This window comes from Vampirovibrionales bacterium (assembly GCA_016712355.1).
Classification (GTDB): Bacteria; Cyanobacteriota; Vampirovibrionia; order Vampirovibrionales; family Vampirovibrionaceae; genus JADJRF01.
In genome coordinates this window covers 2,285,002-2,302,144 of record JADJRF010000005.1, presented here as the reverse complement: position 1 = coordinate 2,302,144, position 17,143 = coordinate 2,285,002, and the positions used below count along the sequence as shown (strand labels likewise).

At 60.4% G+C, this 17,143-nt stretch carries 15 protein-coding genes and 1 tRNA gene; 6 read left to right on the top strand and 10 right to left on the bottom strand.

All coding sequences use genetic code 11. From position 1 onward, the window contains the following. Nucleotides 1-218: 218 nt before the first annotated feature. The 4 genes from rpiB to IPK79_12000 all read left to right on the top strand — a co-directional run bounded on the left by rpiB (nucleotide 219) and on the right by IPK79_12000 (nucleotide 3,594). Nucleotides 219-692, top strand: a complete 474-nt coding sequence (gene rpiB, locus IPK79_12015; protein MBK8191161.1) for a ribose 5-phosphate isomerase B — start codon at nucleotides 219-221, stop codon at nucleotides 690-692. Continuing rightward, on the top strand, nucleotides 686-1,951 hold the full coding sequence (locus tag IPK79_12010; protein ID MBK8191160.1) for a serine hydroxymethyltransferase: 1,266 nt from the start codon (nucleotides 686-688) through the stop codon (nucleotides 1,949-1,951). The genes rpiB and IPK79_12010 overlap by 7 nt, the downstream gene beginning before the upstream one ends. Before the next feature lie 39 nt (nucleotides 1,952-1,990). Then, nucleotides 1,991-3,112: an undecaprenyl/decaprenyl-phosphate alpha-N-acetylglucosaminyl 1-phosphate transferase gene (locus tag IPK79_12005; GenBank protein ID MBK8191159.1), complete on the top strand. Its 1,122-nt coding sequence runs from the start codon at nucleotides 1,991-1,993 to the stop codon at nucleotides 3,110-3,112. Between the two features lie 71 nt (nucleotides 3,113-3,183). Further along, on the top strand, nucleotides 3,184-3,594 hold the full coding sequence (locus IPK79_12000) for a hypothetical protein (GenBank protein MBK8191158.1): 411 nt from the start codon (nucleotides 3,184-3,186) through the stop codon (nucleotides 3,592-3,594). 60 nt (nucleotides 3,595-3,654) lie between these two features. Here IPK79_12000 and IPK79_11995 read toward each other — a convergent pair. From IPK79_11995 to IPK79_11980, 4 genes are all read right to left on the bottom strand, one after another. Beyond that, nucleotides 3,655-3,728, bottom strand: a tRNA-Pro gene (locus IPK79_11995). A 118-nt stretch (nucleotides 3,729-3,846) separates the two neighbouring features. Beyond that, entirely contained in the window at nucleotides 3,847-4,518 is a 672-nt protein-coding gene (metW, locus tag IPK79_11990; GenBank protein MBK8191157.1) for a methionine biosynthesis protein MetW, read from the bottom strand. Beyond that, the gene (locus IPK79_11985) at nucleotides 4,439-5,698 is read right to left on the bottom strand and encodes a homoserine O-acetyltransferase (GenBank protein ID MBK8191156.1); all 1,260 of its coding nucleotides are present in this window, start codon (nucleotides 5,696-5,698) and stop codon (nucleotides 4,439-4,441) included. Before IPK79_11985 ends, metW begins: the two co-directional genes overlap by 80 nt. Nucleotides 5,699-5,709: 11 nt before the next feature. After that, complete coding sequence (locus tag IPK79_11980; GenBank protein MBK8191155.1) at nucleotides 5,710-7,017, bottom strand: O-acetylhomoserine aminocarboxypropyltransferase/cysteine synthase; 1,308 nt, start codon at nucleotides 7,015-7,017, stop codon at nucleotides 5,710-5,712. Between the two features lie 467 nt (nucleotides 7,018-7,484). On the opposite strand from IPK79_11980, the gene IPK79_11975 reads away from it, so the two are divergent. Beyond that, the gene (locus IPK79_11975) at nucleotides 7,485-7,691 is read left to right on the top strand and encodes a hypothetical protein (protein MBK8191154.1); all 207 of its coding nucleotides are present in this window, start codon (nucleotides 7,485-7,487) and stop codon (nucleotides 7,689-7,691) included. 173 nt (nucleotides 7,692-7,864) lie between these two features. Here the strand turns inward: IPK79_11975 and IPK79_11970 are convergent, their stop codons facing one another. The 6 genes from IPK79_11970 to IPK79_11945 form a co-directional block, all read right to left on the bottom strand. Then, a complete protein-coding gene (locus IPK79_11970) occupies nucleotides 7,865-8,656 on the bottom strand; it encodes a hypothetical protein (protein ID MBK8191153.1) in 792 nt (263 codons plus the stop codon). A gap of 229 nt (nucleotides 8,657-8,885) precedes the next feature. Beyond that, nucleotides 8,886-10,040, bottom strand: coding sequence for a DNA cytosine methyltransferase (locus IPK79_11965; GenBank protein ID MBK8191152.1), 1,155 nt, complete (start codon nucleotides 10,038-10,040; stop codon nucleotides 8,886-8,888). 9 nt (nucleotides 10,041-10,049) lie between these two features. Next, a complete protein-coding gene (gene uvrC, locus IPK79_11960) occupies nucleotides 10,050-11,975 on the bottom strand; it encodes an excinuclease ABC subunit UvrC (GenBank protein MBK8191151.1) in 1,926 nt (641 codons plus the stop codon). A gap of 5 nt (nucleotides 11,976-11,980) precedes the next feature. Continuing rightward, nucleotides 11,981-13,174, bottom strand: a complete 1,194-nt coding sequence (locus IPK79_11955) for a GGDEF domain-containing protein (protein ID MBK8191150.1) — start codon at nucleotides 13,172-13,174, stop codon at nucleotides 11,981-11,983. A gap of 6 nt (nucleotides 13,175-13,180) precedes the next feature. Then, nucleotides 13,181-14,170, bottom strand: a complete 990-nt coding sequence (locus IPK79_11950) for a tetratricopeptide repeat protein (protein ID MBK8191149.1) — start codon at nucleotides 14,168-14,170, stop codon at nucleotides 13,181-13,183. A gap of 16 nt (nucleotides 14,171-14,186) precedes the next feature. Next, the gene (locus tag IPK79_11945; protein ID MBK8191148.1) at nucleotides 14,187-15,551 is read right to left on the bottom strand and encodes a dicarboxylate/amino acid:cation symporter; all 1,365 of its coding nucleotides are present in this window, start codon (nucleotides 15,549-15,551) and stop codon (nucleotides 14,187-14,189) included. 510 nt (nucleotides 15,552-16,061) lie between these two features. Between IPK79_11945 and IPK79_11940 the strand changes: the two genes are divergently transcribed. Then, nucleotides 16,062-17,108 carry a MerR family transcriptional regulator gene (locus tag IPK79_11940; GenBank protein MBK8191147.1) on the top strand — a complete coding sequence of 349 codons (1,047 nt, stop codon included), beginning with the start codon at nucleotides 16,062-16,064 and terminating at the stop codon, nucleotides 17,106-17,108. The last annotated feature ends 35 nt before the right edge of the window (nucleotides 17,109-17,143 follow it).

Below are 17,143 nucleotides of genomic sequence, written 5' to 3'. Positions count from 1 at the left end.
TTTCTTGAGGGTCCGCCGTGGGCGCGCGCCCTGCGCCGTGGGCGCGAGAATGCGGGCGGCGAGGGCGCTTGTGGTAAACTGGCGGGAGTTGGTCGGATCCTCTTTTCACAGTAGTTATTGGCAGGAGAGTCGTGGTGACTGCTTCTTTTTCTCCTCAGGATGCTTTTCCGTCAGATTCTGGCTCGCCCAGCGCTTCTGCGGGGTTTTCCCGGGCGGCGATTCGGGTGGTTTTCGGGGCCGATCATGCGGGATTCCCGCTCAAGCAGGCGCTGATTCAAGCCCTGACGGCTCAAAACGTCGCAGTTCAGGATATGGGCTGCTATGACGCTGCGCCCGTCGATTACCCGCCGGTCGCCGCGCGGGTGGCGCAGGCGGTTTTACAGGCCGGGGCCGACGAAACCGTCATGGGCGTGCTGTGCTGCGGTAGCGGCGTGGGGATGGGCATCGCCGCCAATCGATTTGACGGCGTGCGGGCCGTAGTCGCCCATGACGTGACCACTGCGCGACTCAGTCGCCAGCATAACGACGCCAACGTCTTGTGTCTGGGCGCGCGTTTTCTCGCCGCGCCGCTGGCTCAGGAGATTCTCGACGTATTTCTGGCGACGGACTTCGACGGCGCTCGTCACGCCGATCGCGTCGCCCAGCTCGATTGTCTGATACGACCGCAAGGAGACGCCCTTTCGCCATGTTGAATCTTGATGCCCTTCGCCGCTGTGATCCCGACATTCACGCGCTGATTCTGCGTGAACTGGCGCGCGAGCAGCAAACGCTGGAGATGATCGCCAGCGAGAACTTCACCAGCATGGCGGTGATGCAGGCCATGGGAACGGTTCTCACCAACAAATACGCCGAAGGCCTGCCCCATAAACGCTATTATGGCGGATGCGAGTTTGTCGACGAGGTGGAAGTTCTGGCAATCGAACGCGCCAAACGTATTTTTGGCTGCGATCATGTCAATGTTCAGCCTCACAGTGGCGCTCAGGCCAACATGGCGGCCTTTCTCGCCGCCGGGCTTCAGGCCGGCGATACCATTCTGGGCATGAACCTCTCTCATGGCGGCCATTTAACCCATGGCTCGCCGGTGAATTTCTCCGGTCTGTTTTTCAACATTGTGCCTTACGGCGTGAATCCGCAAACAGGGCGCATCGATTACGACGCTGTGCGCCAACTGGCGCTGGAACATCGTCCCAGGCTGATCATCTGCGGCGCGAGCGCCTACGCCCGTACGCTCGACTTCCCCGCCTTCCGCGCCATTGCCGATGAAGCGGGCGCGCTCTTGCTGGCCGATATCGCCCATATTGCCGGTCTGGTGGCCACAGGCCATCACCCGAGCCCGTTCCCGCATTGCCAGTTGGTGACCACTACGACGCACAAGACCTTACGCGGTCCGCGCGGCGGTATCGTCATGTGTCAGGCGGATCTCGCCAAGGCTGTCGATAAGGCCGTCTTCCCCGGCATTCAGGGCGGCCCGCTGATGCATGTGATTGCCGCCAAGGCTGTTGCGTTTCAGGAAATCCTCTCTCCGGCCTTCAATGCCTACTCCGCCGCCGTGATTGCCAATGCCAGGGCGCTGGCCGCCGCACTAAGCGCCGATGGCGTCGATCTGCTCAGCGGCGGTACCGACAATCACTTGATGGTGCTGGATCTGCGCCGCCTCAATCTCACCGGTAAAGAGGCTCAGGCCCGCCTTGAAGCCATCGGCATCACCGCCAACAAGAATACCGTCCCCGATGACCCGCAAAGCCCCTTTGTTACCAGCGGCATCCGTTTGGGGACGCCCGCGCTCACGACCCGTGGCTTCGACGTCGACGCCATGGCCCAGATCGGCGCGATTATTGCGCGCTCCTTGAAGCCGGCGTATGACGAATCCCAGCTCGCTCAGGCCGTGGCGGCGCTGGCGCAACGATTCCCGCTGTACCCGGAACTCTCTGCGTCGGCCGCTGTCGTCTAGGCCGCCCACTTACAGGAGACCGCCGCTATCGTCCCTCACGTGTTTACCGACTTGCAACTGACGGGGTTTCTGCTCGCCCTGACGCTGGCGCTGATTCTGGCGCCTCTTGTTGCGCGGACCGCCTTGCGTCTGGGTCTGGTCGATCAGCCCGGCGAACGTAAAATTCACCAGACGCCCGTACCGCGTTTTGGCGGCGTGGCGATCTGGATGGCCTACATGATTGCCATCCTCATCCTGATGCTGCTGTCGGGCGGCTATCCGCACGGGGCCAGCATGTTCGGCATCCTCACAGGCGCAACGCTGATGTTTTGCGTGGGCGTGCTGGACGATCGTTTCAACTTGTCGCCGTATGTCAAGTTTGCCGGTCAGATTGCTGCCGCCTGCGCCGCTTTTTATCTCGGGGTGCAGATTCAGACCATTGATCTGCCCGGAAACGTTGTCCTGTTGCTGCATGCCTTTAGTCTGCCGGTGACCGTGCTGTGGCTGGTGGGCATTGCCAACGCCATGAATTTTATCGATGGCGTAGACGGTCTGGCGGGCGGCGTCGCGACGATTTCCGCCGTGACGATGGCTGTTGCCGCCGGATTTACGCATCAGCCAATCGCGGCTGTAATGGCGGCGTTGCTGGCCGGGGCCACGCTGGGTTTTCTGGTCTACAACTTCTTTCCCGCGCGGATTTTTATGGGCGACAGCGGGTCGCTCTTCTGCGGCTTCGTGTTGGCCAGCATCGCGGTGACAGGGGTGATGAAAACCCCGGTCGTCGTCGTCGTCGCGCCCGTGGCGATTCTGGCCGTCCCGATTCTGGATGTCGCCTATTCCACACTGCGGCGGGTTTTTAAGGGGCGTAATCCATTTATTGCGGACGCTGGGCATATTCACCATAAACTGCTCGACGCGGGGCTAACGCAGGTGCGCATTGTCGGCCTGTTATACGCCGTCTGCGCCGTCACGGGGATGGCTGCGACCTATTATCTGCATCTGTTAGGGTCGTACCTGCTGCTGTTGGGCGGCCTGCTGGCCTTGACCCTGGGGCTGCTGATGCTGCGCTTTTCTTCCAACGTTGAAGAATTCCGAAAGCTGGAGACTGCCGAGCGTCGCCGGGCTGCCCGTATCGTTACCCCAGACGCCCGCTCGCCGCAAGCATTGACGCCTTCCTCGTAAAAATTTAATATTCAATTTTTCTCCGTCGGCGCCGATAGGCCATTCACGACCCCCAATGAGGGATGTGTTGCGTGATGCGTCTATCTCTGTCTCGATTTCTGACGGCTGTGCTGTGTTTAAGCGCTCTGCTGCTTCCTGCTGACGTCTGGAGTGTGGCTTTAACGCCTGCGGATGCCTCGTCTGCCGATATTGCCATTGTCTCCGGGCTGGAGCCGCTTGAACTCATCAGCGATCCCGCTGTGGAGAAGTCCGGGGCGGTGCAGTACGGCGAGGTTTCCAATCAAACCCGCGTGCGTATTGCGGTCGTTCCCTTCGATTATCGCGATCCGTACAACGTCGGCCCCTTCGATGAGCGCCTGGGCGCGGTCGACTGCTCGATGAAAGGCGTCTATGCCCGCTGCACCTATACCCAAAGCGACGCCGACGCGCCGCAACTCGCCGACGATCTGCCGCCCGAGCCCGCAAAAATCGCCTCGCACTAAGGCTGCCAGTTTTTCCGCTCTATGGTAAAAGGCTCCCTGCATCAAACAGGGAGCCTTTTATCGGACCGACTGGATTCGAACCAGCGACCCCTACCACCCCAAGGTAGTGCGCTACCAAACTGCGCTACGGCCCGTCGTGACAAAGCGTCCAGAAAAAGCGGGGGGGTCTCGAAGCCTCTATTATGATCGAAAGCCACAGGCGCTGACAAGGGGAGGTCCTCGCCGCAGGGCCTGCGGCGTCTGGGGGGCGGGTTACCGCGCGGGCGTAGGGCGCGTGATGACGAAAAGCCCCGACGCGGCCAGCACATTGGCTGAGCGCTGGGCAAGCGTCCCCATGCGCCAGTGGCCGCCAATCAGATACTCGCCGTGGATGACCTCAATGCCTTCCTGGGCGCACAGATCAAAGAAGTCGAGCATCGTACACAGGTGAATATTGGGCGTGTCGTACCACGAGAACGGCAAAACGTCCGACTTGGGCATGCGTCCGCGCGACAGAAAGCTCAGACGAATGCGCCAGTGAGCAAAATTGGGGAAGCTGACCACGCCGTAGCGCCCGACGCGCAGCATTTCCAGCATCACCTCGCGGGGGCGGGTCAGCACTTGCAGGGTCTGGTTGAGGATGACGAAATCAAAGGCCCCGTCAGGATATTCGGCGAGCCCCTCGTCGATATTCGATTGATAGGCCGATAATCCTTGCTCGACGCAACGGATGACGTTTTCTTCGTTGAGTTCGACGCCACAGGCCTGCGCGTTTCTCTCGTGGGTCAGACGGCGCAGGAGTTGGCCGTCGCCGCAGCCCAGGTCCAATACCTGCGCCTGGGGTGGAATCAGCGCGAGAATGCGGTCATAGTCCGAACGGAAGACGTTGGGACCGACTCCCGCGCCCGGGCGGTTCAAAGACGATGGGGGGGCGGGAGACGCCATGGGCCGCAAAAGCCTCCGATTTCATGCGCTTGACGGTTTCGACCTTGTTCAGAAACGACTGAATCAGCCGCGTCATTTGGGCGGTTTCCAACAGGAAGGCGTCGTGGCCGTAGTCGGAATCCAGCGTCACAAACGTAACATCCTTGCGGTTCTGTTTCAAAGCGTTGGCGATCTCGCGCGACTGCTCCACCGGAAACAGCCAGTCGCTGCTATAGGCGATGACCAGCGCGCTGGCCTGAATTCGCGCGAAGGCTTCCTGTAAAGGCCCGTACTTCTGGCGTAAATCGAAGTAGTCCATCGCCTTGGTGAGATATAGATAGCTGTTGGCGTCAAATCGCTCGATGAAACGCTGTCCCTGATGATGTAAATACGATTCAACGGCGAATTCGGCGGCAAAGTCGTAACGAATGCGGTCGGCCCACTGGAGCTTGCGTCCGAATTTGCGCTCCAGCGATAGTTCCGACAGGTAGGTAATATGCCCGAGCATGCGCGCCGTCGCCAGACCGATATCCGGGCCGGGGCCGGTCTCGTAATACGCGCCCTCGCGCCAGTTCGGGTCGTTGATGATGGCATGACGCCCTACCGCATTGAACGCGATCCCCTGCGCCGATAAGCGCGCCGCGCTGGCGACGCAAATCGCCGAGGCGACCGCTTGCGGGTAGCGCAGCATCCACTCCAGCGCCTGAAATCCGCCTAGGGATCCGCCGGCCAGCGAGTGCCACTGCGTAATACCCAGATGCGTCATGAGCGCATGCTGCGTGTCGACGATATCGCCGATGGTTACCATCGGGAAGGTCGCCCCATAGGACGCGCCCGTGGCCGGATTCATCGACGAAGGGCCCGTGGAACCCTGGCACCCGCCAATCGCGTTGGCGCAAATGACCCAGTAACGGCGCGTATCGAAGGCCTTACCGGGACCGATCATATTGTCCCACCAGCCAGGCTTGCGATCGTCTCGGGTATAGAAGCCCGCCGCGTGCGAATCGCCCGTCAACGCATGTAGAATCAGGATAGCGTTGTCGCGCGCTTCATTGGGTTCGCCAAACGTCTCGTAGGCAAGCGTAACCGGCCCCAGCGTCGCGCCGGATTCCAGCCGCATGGGGCTTTCCGCCGAGGCGAAGGTGAAATAGCGTTTCTCGCTAAGGCCGACCGATTCGGGTGGCGCGGGATGCGGCGTCATTGCGCGATGCGCTAGGCGCTTGCGCCGACAGGCTGACCCACGCGCGCCAGCGCCTGATCCAGATCGCCGATAATATCGTCAATCGACTCAATGCCGACGCTCAAGCGGATGAAATCCGGCGTGACGCCTGCGCTGAGCTGCTCGGCTTCGCTGAGCTGCGAGTGCGTGGTCGACGAGGGGTGAATAATCAGGCTTTTGGAGTCGCCGATATTGGCCAGATGGCTGAAGAGCTTGACGGATTCAATCAAGCGAATCGCCGACTCGCGGCCTCCCTGAATGCCGAAGCCCACCAGCGCTCCATGGCCATTGGGCAGATAGCGCGCGTTGAGGTGCGCCGTGGGAGACGAGGCCAGACCCGGGTAATTGACCCACGAGACTTTGGCATGCGATTCCAGAAATTGCGCGACTTTCAGCGCGTTTTCAGAATGCCGTTGCATCCGCAGCGAGAGGGTTTCCAGCCCTTGGCAGAACAGCCATGCGTTAAACGGGCTCATACAGGCGCCGACGTCTCTCAAAAACAGGGTCCGCGCTCGCAGGATAAAGGCCAGCGGGCCAAACGCGTCAACAAAGCGCAGGCCGTGATAGGCAGGTTCCGGATCGACGAATTCGCTGAAGCGGCCTGACGCCGCCCAGTCAAAGCGCCCCGAATCGACAATCAGCCCGCCGATGGAGGTGCCATGTCCGCCGATAAACTTGGTGGCCGAGTGCAGGACAATCGCCGCGCCGTGATCAATCGGGCGTTGCAGGAACGGCGTCGTCACCGTGCTGTCGACGACCAGCGGAACGCCGTGACGCTGGCCGATCTCGGCGATTCTCTCCAGCTCGACGACTTGCAACCGGGGATTGCCGATGGTTTCTGCGTAAAGCGCCTTGGTGCGCGGGGTAATAGCTGCTTCCCATGCTTCAAGATCGTTACCCGGAACGAATTTAACCGTGATGCCAAACCGCTTGAGCGTGTTGGAAAACAGGCTGACCGTGCCGCCATAGAGATCCGTGGAGGATACGATTTCGTCTCCGGCTTTGGCAAGCGTCAGGATCGCCCCGGTGATTGCTGACTGGCCTGAGGAAACGGCCAATGCCCCAACCCCGCCTTCCATTTCGGCGATACGCTTTTCCAGAACATCCGTAGTGGGGTTCATCAGCCGGGTATAGATATTGCCGAAGGCTTGCAGGGCAAACAGATTCGCCGCATGGGCCGTATCATCGAAGACATACGATGTCGTCTGATAAATGGGAACGGCGCGCGAATGCGTCGTCGGGTCGGGGGTATAGCCGCCGTGTAAGGCCTTGGTTTCAAGCCCCTTGCAAGATTCCGTCATTAGAGCCAGTCTCCTCTCACGCGTCTCCAAGCAAAATAGCCCTCCATCGTAGGGGAAACCTTGCCGAAATTCAATCCGGGCAGACTGTGACGATTTATCGCGCGGAGCGTGACGAAAGACAATCTTGTCATTTAGCTTGTTTTAATATATTATAGAGAAGGGCTCTGATACCCTGCTAAATCGTCCCTTCCCCAGCCGCGTCCAGTGCAGGTCAGAGCAACATAAGATCCGCGGGAAGCAGAATGTACGATTCAGCTTAAACGCTTCAATTACGCGCTGTGACGGCGCGCGCATCTGTCATGCCTGCTGAAGGCGTGGAATGCGCGTTCATGTGTTCCGTGCGCGTTTGCCTCGCCTGGCTTTCAGGCTTTTGCGTCGTGATAATTCAATGGAGGGTTCCGCTAGCGATACAGTCCCCACGCTTTTAGATCTGATTCTCTACCCGATTCGTGTTTAAGGAGGAAACAATGGGCAAACGTCGTCATGAGAAATTCGACGCCTTCGACACCCAAGGAAAATACAGCGCTCGCAAGGCCCCGCGCTGGAATCGCCAGATGACGGGCCGCGAATTATACGATTATCTCGAAAGCTTTTCACAAGAAACCGTCATGGAGGACGTTTTAAACGGCCTGCTACCCCAGCCTCCCGTGTGGCAGCCGCTCGCGGACACCTAAGAACGGCGCGAACAACTGAATACAAGAAAAAGGCGATGTCGTTGCTTCGACGTCGCCTTTTTCCTGTTTTTAATGGGGACCGGGGGAAACGAGAGGCTCAGGCTGCGTTTGCGCGCGCCAGCAAGGACGCCCGGCGTCTCAAGGGAATCGACAGGGGGAATCCAGCCGTCGCTTTAAGGCGGATGACGACTGTCGTCCGCGACGCGGCGCGGTTCCCGGCTTTGGAGATCGTTCTGTAACTGCTTCAGGACGCGGTGATCACGATCGCTGATCGTGAGAATTCTCTTTTCTGGCGCTGATTCTGGCGGCAAGGGATCATCGCTTTTCGGGTCGGGTAGCGCCTGAGGCCGTGGTCGTGGCTGCAACGCGCGGGCGATATCGTCGAGACGTTCGGGGCGAATGTCGGCGTCGCGCCACCAGCCCTCATACTGGGCGCCGCCCCATGCCGGGTTGCTGAGCAGAATACGCTGGCGCTGAAGCAGATCCATCCAGCGCAGGCGCGGAAAATTCGGGGATTTTTCCGCAAGGGCGCGTGGATTGGGAGCGGGCTCGCCCCATTGTGATGGGACGGCCTCCCAGTGGACCTGTGGGCCGCTCATGAGGTCATCGTCATCGCCCGATTCGTTTAAGAACGCCCCGTCCACGCGGCCTATGCCCGCTTCATACGGCTTGGGCGTCGCGGGATCCAGCGCCTGGAGCATGCTCAGCAGGCGGTCGATCAGGGCAACGGCCGCTTCGCCCTGCGCATCCGTCTCGGCGCCGGGCTTTTTCTCGCTCGCCATGCGGCGTATGACCCGCGTCATCAGGACCGGAAACCAATACTTACTGAAATGACTGGCCCAGGCGCGGACTTTGGCTTGAGAATCCGAATACAGCGCGTCCATCAGCGTGCTGAACAGGCTGATGTTGGTGAGCAGCGCCATAAAAAACGGCGCATATCGATAAGAAGGCGAACGCGCCCACATCGTCGAAAAAGACCTCTTCGTGTGACCCCTGTATAAGTATATAAAAAATATAGCTGATTTCGCGCTGCGTGTCTAGCCTTTTTTGAAAAATTCTTGTCCTGCTTTCGAATTTTCTGTCTGACGCGCGCTTGCCGTGGGTCGGCGTAAAGGCGATAGGCAATGCCTGCGCAAGCGCCTATTCTCAAGGACGAAAGCCTGATTAAAAAACGAAAATCCTTTTGGGGCCAGATTAAGCGGCGTCTGAGGCGACATGATGCCCCTGTAGAAGCGGCTGGAGCAGATGTCTCGCCAGATGATCGACCACGGGAACAGCCACGCCGTCGCCCAGCAGGTGATACGCCTCGTTATAGCGAGGCGGCAGACGGTAGACGTCCGGTAAACCCATCAGGCGGGCGGCTTCGCGGCTGGAAAGCAGGCGCGAGCGCACGCAATCGCCCGTCACGCTGAGAATTCGCTGACGGCTGGAGCCGCCCGCAGGCGTGCGCAGACAACCGGCGATGCCGTCAAAACGGACTTCTGCGCGCTGGATTTTTCGGCCTGAGGCGTCGCAACGCGTTCGTTTGTAAAGGGTTCCGAACGTCGGCGCGCCGCAAAGGCGGGCGTCTTCAATCTTTTTGAGCTGACAATCGCTCATCATCGCCAGTAACTGCGCGGTTTCTTCCGGCGACTGCCAGCGAACGTCCGGGGGGTTGTCCTCTAGTAGGTCGCTCAGGCGCAAGGACCGTGGGCTGGGGGCGGGTAGACGCCACCAGCGCCAACGCGAGCGCAGCGGCGAAGGCAGCCGATCATAAGCGGCGCGAAGCCCCGGCGGCGCCCACAGGCAATGAGGATGCTCGTCGGTCAGCGCCGCCGAAAAAGGCGTATCGTGGCGAACGCCGATAATAAACAGTCGGGGGCGCGATTGCGGCAAGAACAGCGCAGCGTCGACGGCCAGCGCGCCGATCGTATAGCCCGCCCCGCAGAGCGCGGCGCAAATCGCGGTGAAATCCTGTCCGCCGTGTGCGCTGAGGGCGCCCAGGACGTTTTCCAGCGCAATGACGCGGGGCGCCCGCTTTTCGGCGACAAGGCCTTCTATCAGCGACCAGAACGGCCAGAAGACGCCCGATCGCGCGCCTGCTAACCCGGCGCCCGGGCCTGCCAGCGATAAATCCTGACACGGGAACGAGGCCCAGACCAAGGCCGCGCGCCCCGGCAGGTCGCGCGGGCGCAGCGTCCCAACGTCAGCGGTCCGCAAGCTGTCGTCGCCCCAGTTATCGGCATAGGCGCGGGTTTTGCGCGGATCGATGTCGTTGGCGAACAGGCAGCGCCAAGGCGAGCCGTTCAGCGCGGCGCGCGCCATGCCGCCGCCGCAAAAAAATTCGTAGTAACCCAGACGCGCGCTCATCCCGTCATTTTATCCCATCTTTTCGGCCTTGGGGGGCGGCTTTTGCGGGGCGCGCAAGGCATCGAGAAGCGCTTCGGCGACGCTGAGAGGCATGCCGCCTTCTCGCGCCAAATCGGCGGCAGAGGCTTCGCGCATGCGGGCTAGTGCGCCATAGCGGGCTATCAGTCGCTCGCGGCGTCTGGGACCCAGGCCGGGGACGGTTTCCAGAAGAGAAATCTTCGCGCCTTTCTGGCGCAGCAAGCGGTGATAGGTGATGGCGAAGCGGTGCGCCTCGTCACGAATCTGTTGCAGCAGGTGTAAGGCCGGATCATCGTGAGAGAGCCTGACAGATTGCGATTCGCCCGGCGTAAAAACCTCTTCCAGCCGTTTGGCCAGCGAGATGATCGGCTGATCGCCGAAACCGTGGGCGATGAGGGCTTCCTGAGCCGCGTGGAGCTGGCCCTTGCCGCCGTCAATCACCACGAGATCCGGCGCGCGCCAGGCGCTTTGCCCCGGATCAGGCGATGCCGCCCGCGCAAAGCGGCGACGGATGACTTCCGCCATCGATTTGAAATCGTCCGGCTTGCCTTCCGCCAGGCGAATCTTAAAACGTCGATACTCGGCCCGATCGCTCACGCCGTCGGTGAAAACGACCATCGAGGCAACGGTGTAAGCGCCCTGAACGTGCGAAATGTCATAGCACTCCATACGCTGCGGGTAGCGGGGCAGGTGCAGCGCGTGTTGCAGCGCGCTCAGCGCTCGGGCCGGGTCGGCTCGCAGGCGGCCCGCGTCAAGGAGCGCGGCTTGTTGCAAGGCCTCTTGCGCGTTGCGCTCGGCCAACGCCAACAGGTCGCGTTTGGGCCCTTTTTGCGGATGCAGCAGGCGCGTGCGGGCGCGACTCAGGCCTGCGGCCCGGCGTCGATCGCTCAGCCACTGGCTCAGCGCCTCTTCGCCGTCTTCCCATTCGCGCGGCATCGCAGGCAAGAGCAGCTCTTCGGGCAGATCGTCGTCTTCCACGGCGGCGTAGCGCTGACGGATGAAAGCGCTCAGCGCCTCTTCGCGGCTGGCTCCGAAGGGGAGCGGAAGCTCAAAGGTTTGACTGCCAATCATCCGGCCTTCGCGAATGCGCATCACGACGGCCCAGCAGCGTCGCTCGTCACTGTCGGCGCCGATTGCGTCAATGCTGAGCGCAGGATCGTCGAAGGCGACCGATTGTTGATAGCCCATGACGGCCTTAACGGCTTGCGCGCGATCGCGCAGACGGGCGGCCCGCTCGAAATTCAGGGCGTCGCTGGCGGCCTGCATCTGCGCTTCAATCTCGCGGAGCAGTTCCTGATTCCGGCCTTTTAAAAATAAGGCCGCCTGGGCGACTGTCTGGGCGTAAGCGTCCGGCGTTACCAGCGACTGACAAGGGCCGGGGCAGGCGCCAATAAAATAATTCATACAGGGGCGCTCTTTAAACAGCGGCTTGCGGCGCTGGCGCATCGGAAAATGCTTGCGCAGGACGCGCAGCGCTTCGTAGAGCGCGCCGGGATTACTATACGGCCCGAAATAGCGCTCTTTCCCGGATTTTTTGGCGCGCCGGGTGACAATCAGGCGCGGAAAGGGCTCGTCAGTGATGCAAAGCCACGGGTAGCGCTTGTCATCGCGCAGCAGGATATTAAACGGCGGCCGGTGCGCCTTGATCAGGCTGTCTTCCAGCACCAGCGCCTCGACTTCGCTGGCGGTCACGATGGCCTCAAAGCGATGAATGCGCTCGCACAACGCGCGCGTCTTGGGCGATGCGTCGGGGTTTTTCTGGAAATACTGCCGCACGCGGGATCTCAGGCGCTTGGCTTTGCCGACGTAGAGCAGGCGTCCGTCGGCGTCCAGCATACGGTACACGCCGGGCGACTGCGGCAGGCGCGCCAATGCGGCGGCGATATCAAAACAGGACGACGCGTCCGGCTCGGTCATGAGCGCTATTCGAGGACGTCGTCTGGGTCTTGCGTCATCGTTGCCCGATCGCGCGCGCGGCGCGATCCCGACGACTGAAGGCGCGGCGGCGCGCCGGATTTTCGCCCGCGCGAGCTGGTATGAACGGCGCTGGGCGCGCCATAAATCACGCGATTCTTGCCCTGATGCTTGGCTTCATACAAGGCCGCGTCAGCGACTTCCACCAGCTCAAAAGCGGTGTGATTCAGTAAATCCAGCTCGGCGAAGCCCACGCTGAGCGTCAGCGTCAGGGGATTGTCCGGCAGGCAGAACACATGGCGCTCTACTGTGGCGCGCAGACGCTCCAGCAGTTCATAGGCTTCTCCCTGCCTGGTTTCTGGGAGAATCAGCGCGAATTCCTCCCCGCCGTAGCGCGCTGCAACGTCCGATTCGCGAACATTCTCCAGTAGCAGGGCTCCCAGCTCTTTGAGAATGCGATCGCCCACCGGGTGGCCGTAAAAATCGTTCAGGCGCTTGAAATTATCGATATCAAACAGCGCCAGCGTCAGATACGCGTGATGACGCCGCGCGCGCGCCATTTCGGCGTGCAGGCGGTGATTAAACTGGCGTCGGTTAATCAGGCCGGTGAGTCCGTCCGTGGTCGCCAGCGATTGCAGATGCGTCACCTGTGAAGACGTACTGCGCACCAGCGTGGATACAAACGATCCATAATGAAACAGCGCCAGCGTCAGCGGAATTGCCATCGCCACGCGCGCCAGCGTCGCGTGCAGCGGGTTGGCGGTCATCACGCCTTCATGCGGATAGCCCAGCGTCACGCCGAGCAGGGCCAGCCCCAGCGCGGCCAGCGCCAGCGTGCGCGCCATGCGCGTATGACCGAAGAATTGCGCCTGCAACGCCGGGAGAATCAAAAACGGTAACGTCCACGTCTGGCCCGTTAGCAGGTAGCCCCAACTGATAAACGACAGGAGAATAATCGGCAGAAAGACGCTGACCTTCTCAAACGGCTGCGATTCCGTCTCGCCGAACTGCTTGAGCATGGCGCGCGCCAGTTCGTTGGCGGCAATAAAGGCCAGCGCCGAGACGCCCAGCGCCAGCGTCGCCCAGAATGGCGGTGGGGCGGTCCAGGTCGGCATCAGCGCCGGAAAAACGGCGTAAAACAGGAACGCGCCGCCAATGGTGCGGTTCAGACGCAGGGTTTTCTTGAGATTTCCGTATAACATGGCCTGTTATTCCGCCAGAGCGGCTTGGGGCGTCGGCGCCGAGAGCGCGTTTTGGGCGTCCGCGCTGTCAGAGGCGTGCGAGCGCTTCTCTTTTTTACGGTCTTTCTGACGATTCTCATCGCGCTCGCGGTCCTGCTCGCGCGATTTCGCCGCTGATGCCGCGTTTTGCTCGCTCTGGATCTGTTTTTTCAGCGAGTCGATGGCCTGGATGCGATGAACTGCCTCCAACCCGACGGGATTACTGATATCAACCGCCTTGGCCTTCTGATAATAGCCGACCGCGCCGTCATAATCGCCCTGATTCTCCAGCAGCGTGGCCAGATTAAACAACGCGCGCTGGTCCTTGGGATCGAGCTTTAACGCCTGTAAATAGGCGGCCTGAGCTTCTTCTGCGCGCGCCGCTTTTTGCAGCACGCTGCCGCGATTGAAAAAATACTGCGGATTGGTCGGATCAAGCGTTGTCAGACGGTCAAACGTCTGTAACGATTGCGGCAGCCGGTCGGCGAGCGCATACGCTGTCGCCAGCCCGTTGAGCGAGTTGAGATGATTGGGATTTACGGCGAGCGCATCCACAAACGCGCGAATCGCGGGCTTATAATCGTTGAGCGTCAGATAAACGAAGCCCAGATTGCTTTGCGCGTTCACCTGTTTGGGATCCAGCGCCGCCGCTTTTCGAAACGCGTCGGCGGCCTCTTTCAACAATGCCTTCTGCCCTTGCGGATTGCCTTTTTCTGCCTGGATCTGCGCGACTTGAAATAGCTCCACGCCGCGGTTATAAGGCTCCAGCGCCTGCGATTCCGGCGAGTCGGAGGCTGGTGTGGTAGAAGCCTCTGGCGCTTTGGGCCTCTCTGTCGTGGGCGCGGGCGGCTCTGCTTGAGGGCGGCGCTTGGCGAGCGCAGCGTCTGGCCGTGTTGCCGCGAGACTGCTGACGCACGCCAGCAAGACGAGGATCCAGCTCCCGCGACTGCGGTAACGGGCGAAAAGTGAGATACTCACGGCAAAACTCCTGCGATTAGACGGTATCGCGCCACGTCTCAGGGTGATTCAGCACGTCGCGTTTGAGCTCGCCCTCGTTGGCCGCCACGATCGCCGCAACCACCACGCTGCCCACGACGTTAATCACCGTTCGGCACATATCCAGTACGCGATCAATCGACCACAACAAGGCGACGCCCCCGGCGAACATTTCGACGGTAAAGCCCTGGCCCAGACTGTTGAGAATGATGCTCATGGTAATCAGGCCCGCGCTGGGAACCCCGGCTGCGGCAATCGAGGCGATGACGGCCATCACCATAATCACGCCGGCAGTCATCGGCGTCAGCGGCATGCCGTAGACCTGCATCAGAAACATCACCGCCATTACTTCGAACATTGTCGTGGCAGTTTTATTGAGCGAGGCGCCCGTAGGCAGGACAAAACTGGCGATGCGATTGGAGATACCCGCGCGCAGCTCGCTGTTGGCGATGGTAATGGGCAGGGTCGCCGAGCTGCTGGCGGTCCCGAAGGCGACCAGCATGGCTTCCGATACGGCGCGATACAGATTCAGCGGATCGATGCGGGCGAAAAGCTGCAGAAATAACGGGAATACAACGACCAGCAACAGTAAAAAGCCTGCAATGACCATCCCGACAAAGGGCAGCAGCTTGATAAAGACCGTGGTGCCGGTGGACGCGACGGTGACGAACGTCAGGGCGAAAACCCCCGGCACGGCCAGCATCATCACCCAGTCGGTCAGCTTCATCATGGCGGTAAAGAGGGATTCAAACAGGGCGATCATGGGACGGCCGGCCTGACCGATGAAGGCGAGCGCAAAGCCCATCAACAGGGTGAAGACCAGCGCGGCAATCAGGTTATCGCTGCCCAGCGCCTGCACGGGATTGAGCGGGATCATTTGCAGAAACAGGTTTTTCAGGCTGTGAGACTGGGCGCCGAGATGCGTCAGATCAATCGGCGCCGTGGACATGACGCCGTGCAGATTCTGCGTAATAAGGCCTAAGTCCTGATGCAGCAAGCGTCCCGGTTGAATCAGCATGGCGAGCGTTGCGCCCAGCGCAGATGAAATCCCCATAAAGGACAGGAAAATCAGCACGACTTTGACGCCCAGGCGTCCAAGCTGGCGGGCGTCCTTGAGAGAAGAAATCCCGACGATCAGCGAGCTGACCACCAGTGGGATGACGATCATGGAGATCAGTCGGATAAACCCCTGGCCGATGAACTCAAAGCACTTGTAAAAGGCTTGTCCACGCGGATCATGGCTCCAGCCTGCGTCATAAAACGCGACGCCCAGCGCAAATCCGGCCAGAATGGCCAGGAGGATTCCCCAGTGGCGCTTGACGCCGAAAAACAGCGCCATCAGCACCTTGATGACAAATTCCATAAAAGTGACGCCCTTTCCGCCGAAGACACAGACTAACGGCCCGCCGTCTCGCACTTGCATCCGTCGCGGGCCGGGGTTTCCCTATTATAATCCAAGCGCGTCGTCGCGCGCGTCGACTTTGCGGCCCCCAATAGAAAGGCCTCCTCGCCCGAAAGGCTGGGAGGCCGGTCGAATTTTCAGGTTGGGAGTGAGGGGGATAAAACCATGGCCGCGCGAAAATCCCGCGCGTCTAACGCGTTTACAGGCCAAAGACGTCTAAAGCCAGCCCCAGCGAGGGCAGCAAAACGCCGCTTAACTGAAAAAGCGCCGGGCGCTACGCCCTGACTCAATACCCTGTTCCATACCCCGAATCTTATTGCGTATTGTGTTACATTTCTTTATTTTTGTCAAGCCGCTCGACGCGGGCCCGATGCGAGGGTAACCTCAGACGCGCTTCCCCCCAAAACGGAATTTCCGTGTACACTAGTGGGGAAAGAAACCGTTACGGCATTTTGACAAAGGGGATTACGCGTGTTTACCGTTGACACCGTATTAGAGAGTTTACAGAAGTTTGATATTGATGAAGATACCTTGCGTCAGTGGGAAGGCGAGCTGGGCCTGAATATTCCCACCGATGAGTTCGGGCGTCGCCAGTATAGCCCGCATCATATCAATCTGTTCAAGAATATCCGCAAGAATCTGGCCTTGGGGCGCACGTTGCAGGAGATTCGCGAAATTGTCTCCCTGCCGCCAGAAAACGCATCCCGTCCCGCGCCGATTAGTCGCGTCACGCGACCTTATGCCCAAATGCCCGCCCGCTCGGCGCGTGGCGCACAGGCCATGTCGTCGGAGCGCTCCACGCAAGTCGTGCAGATGCTCGATCGCCTGATGGCCGAAAAAGACTCGCTGCAAGGCAAGCTCGTTGAAACCGAGAAGCTCAACTCGCACCTGTACAATGCCAACAGCATGTTTCACCGGAAGGTGAAAGAGCTCAGCGGCATGATCGGCAGTCTGAAAGAGCAGCTCGACGAGAACCGCCATTTTAAACTGCTCGATGAGAAATCGCGCCTGCACGCCCAGTTAATCGAGTCCGAAAAGAACGCGCACCTGATGCAGCGCGATCTTGAACGCGTGCAGCAGGATCTGGCCGTCGCGCGGACGCAGACGCAAGAAACCGAGGCCATTCTCAATACCCGCGTGGAAGAACTCAAACAGCAACTCGAAGCCGCCACCCGTCGTTTTGACCCCAAACGCTTCTGCGGCGATTGGGAGGAGCAGGCGTCGTTGATGCAGGTGGACTACGATAATTTCGGCATCAACGTGGAGCCTTCGCGCAACCGGGTGTTTCGCCTCAGCGAAGCGCCGGAGCTGACCTTCGGCAATACGGCGGTGATTACCACCCAGTACGAATATGAAGCCAATCCGCTGTGGAAGCGTGTTGAGACCATCGCTCTGTGCTACGTCGAAGACGCCCGCTTGGAAGGGATTCTGACGGCAGAATACATGATCGATGGCGTTCCGGTCGCCAAAGCGAGCTATCGCGTGCAATGCGCGCGCGTGCGAACGCCCCGAATCTGACGGGATCTGGCGCGTCAGCCGTAGTCGCCCCCCTG

What these genes read in the sequence shown, in the direction of transcription:
- IPK79_12010 (MBK8191160.1), top strand. Translation starts at nt 686, where the DNA reads ATGTTGAATCTTGATGCCCTTCGCCGCTGTGATCCCGACATTCACGCG.
- metW (MBK8191157.1), bottom strand. Translation starts at nt 4,518, where the DNA reads ATGGCGTCTCCCGCCCCCCCATCGTCTTTGAACCGCCCGGGCGCGGGA.
- IPK79_11985 (MBK8191156.1), bottom strand. Translation starts at nt 5,698, where the DNA reads ATGACGCCGCATCCCGCGCCACCCGAATCGGTCGGCCTTAGCGAGAAA.
- IPK79_11980 (MBK8191155.1), bottom strand. Translation starts at nt 7,017, where the DNA reads ATGACGGAATCTTGCAAGGGGCTTGAAACCAAGGCCTTACACGGCGGC.
- IPK79_11975 (MBK8191154.1), top strand. Translation starts at nt 7,485, where the DNA reads ATGGGCAAACGTCGTCATGAGAAATTCGACGCCTTCGACACCCAAGGA.
- IPK79_11970 (MBK8191153.1), bottom strand. Translation starts at nt 8,656, where the DNA reads ATGTGGGCGCGTTCGCCTTCTTATCGATATGCGCCGTTTTTTATGGCG.
- IPK79_11965 (MBK8191152.1), bottom strand. Translation starts at nt 10,040, where the DNA reads ATGAGCGCGCGTCTGGGTTACTACGAATTTTTTTGCGGCGGCGGCATG.
- uvrC (MBK8191151.1), bottom strand. Translation starts at nt 11,975, where the DNA reads ATGACCGAGCCGGACGCGTCGTCCTGTTTTGATATCGCCGCCGCATTG.
- IPK79_11955 (MBK8191150.1), bottom strand. Translation starts at nt 13,174, where the DNA reads ATGTTATACGGAAATCTCAAGAAAACCCTGCGTCTGAACCGCACCATT.
- IPK79_11945 (MBK8191148.1), bottom strand. Translation starts at nt 15,551, where the DNA reads ATGGAATTTGTCATCAAGGTGCTGATGGCGCTGTTTTTCGGCGTCAAG.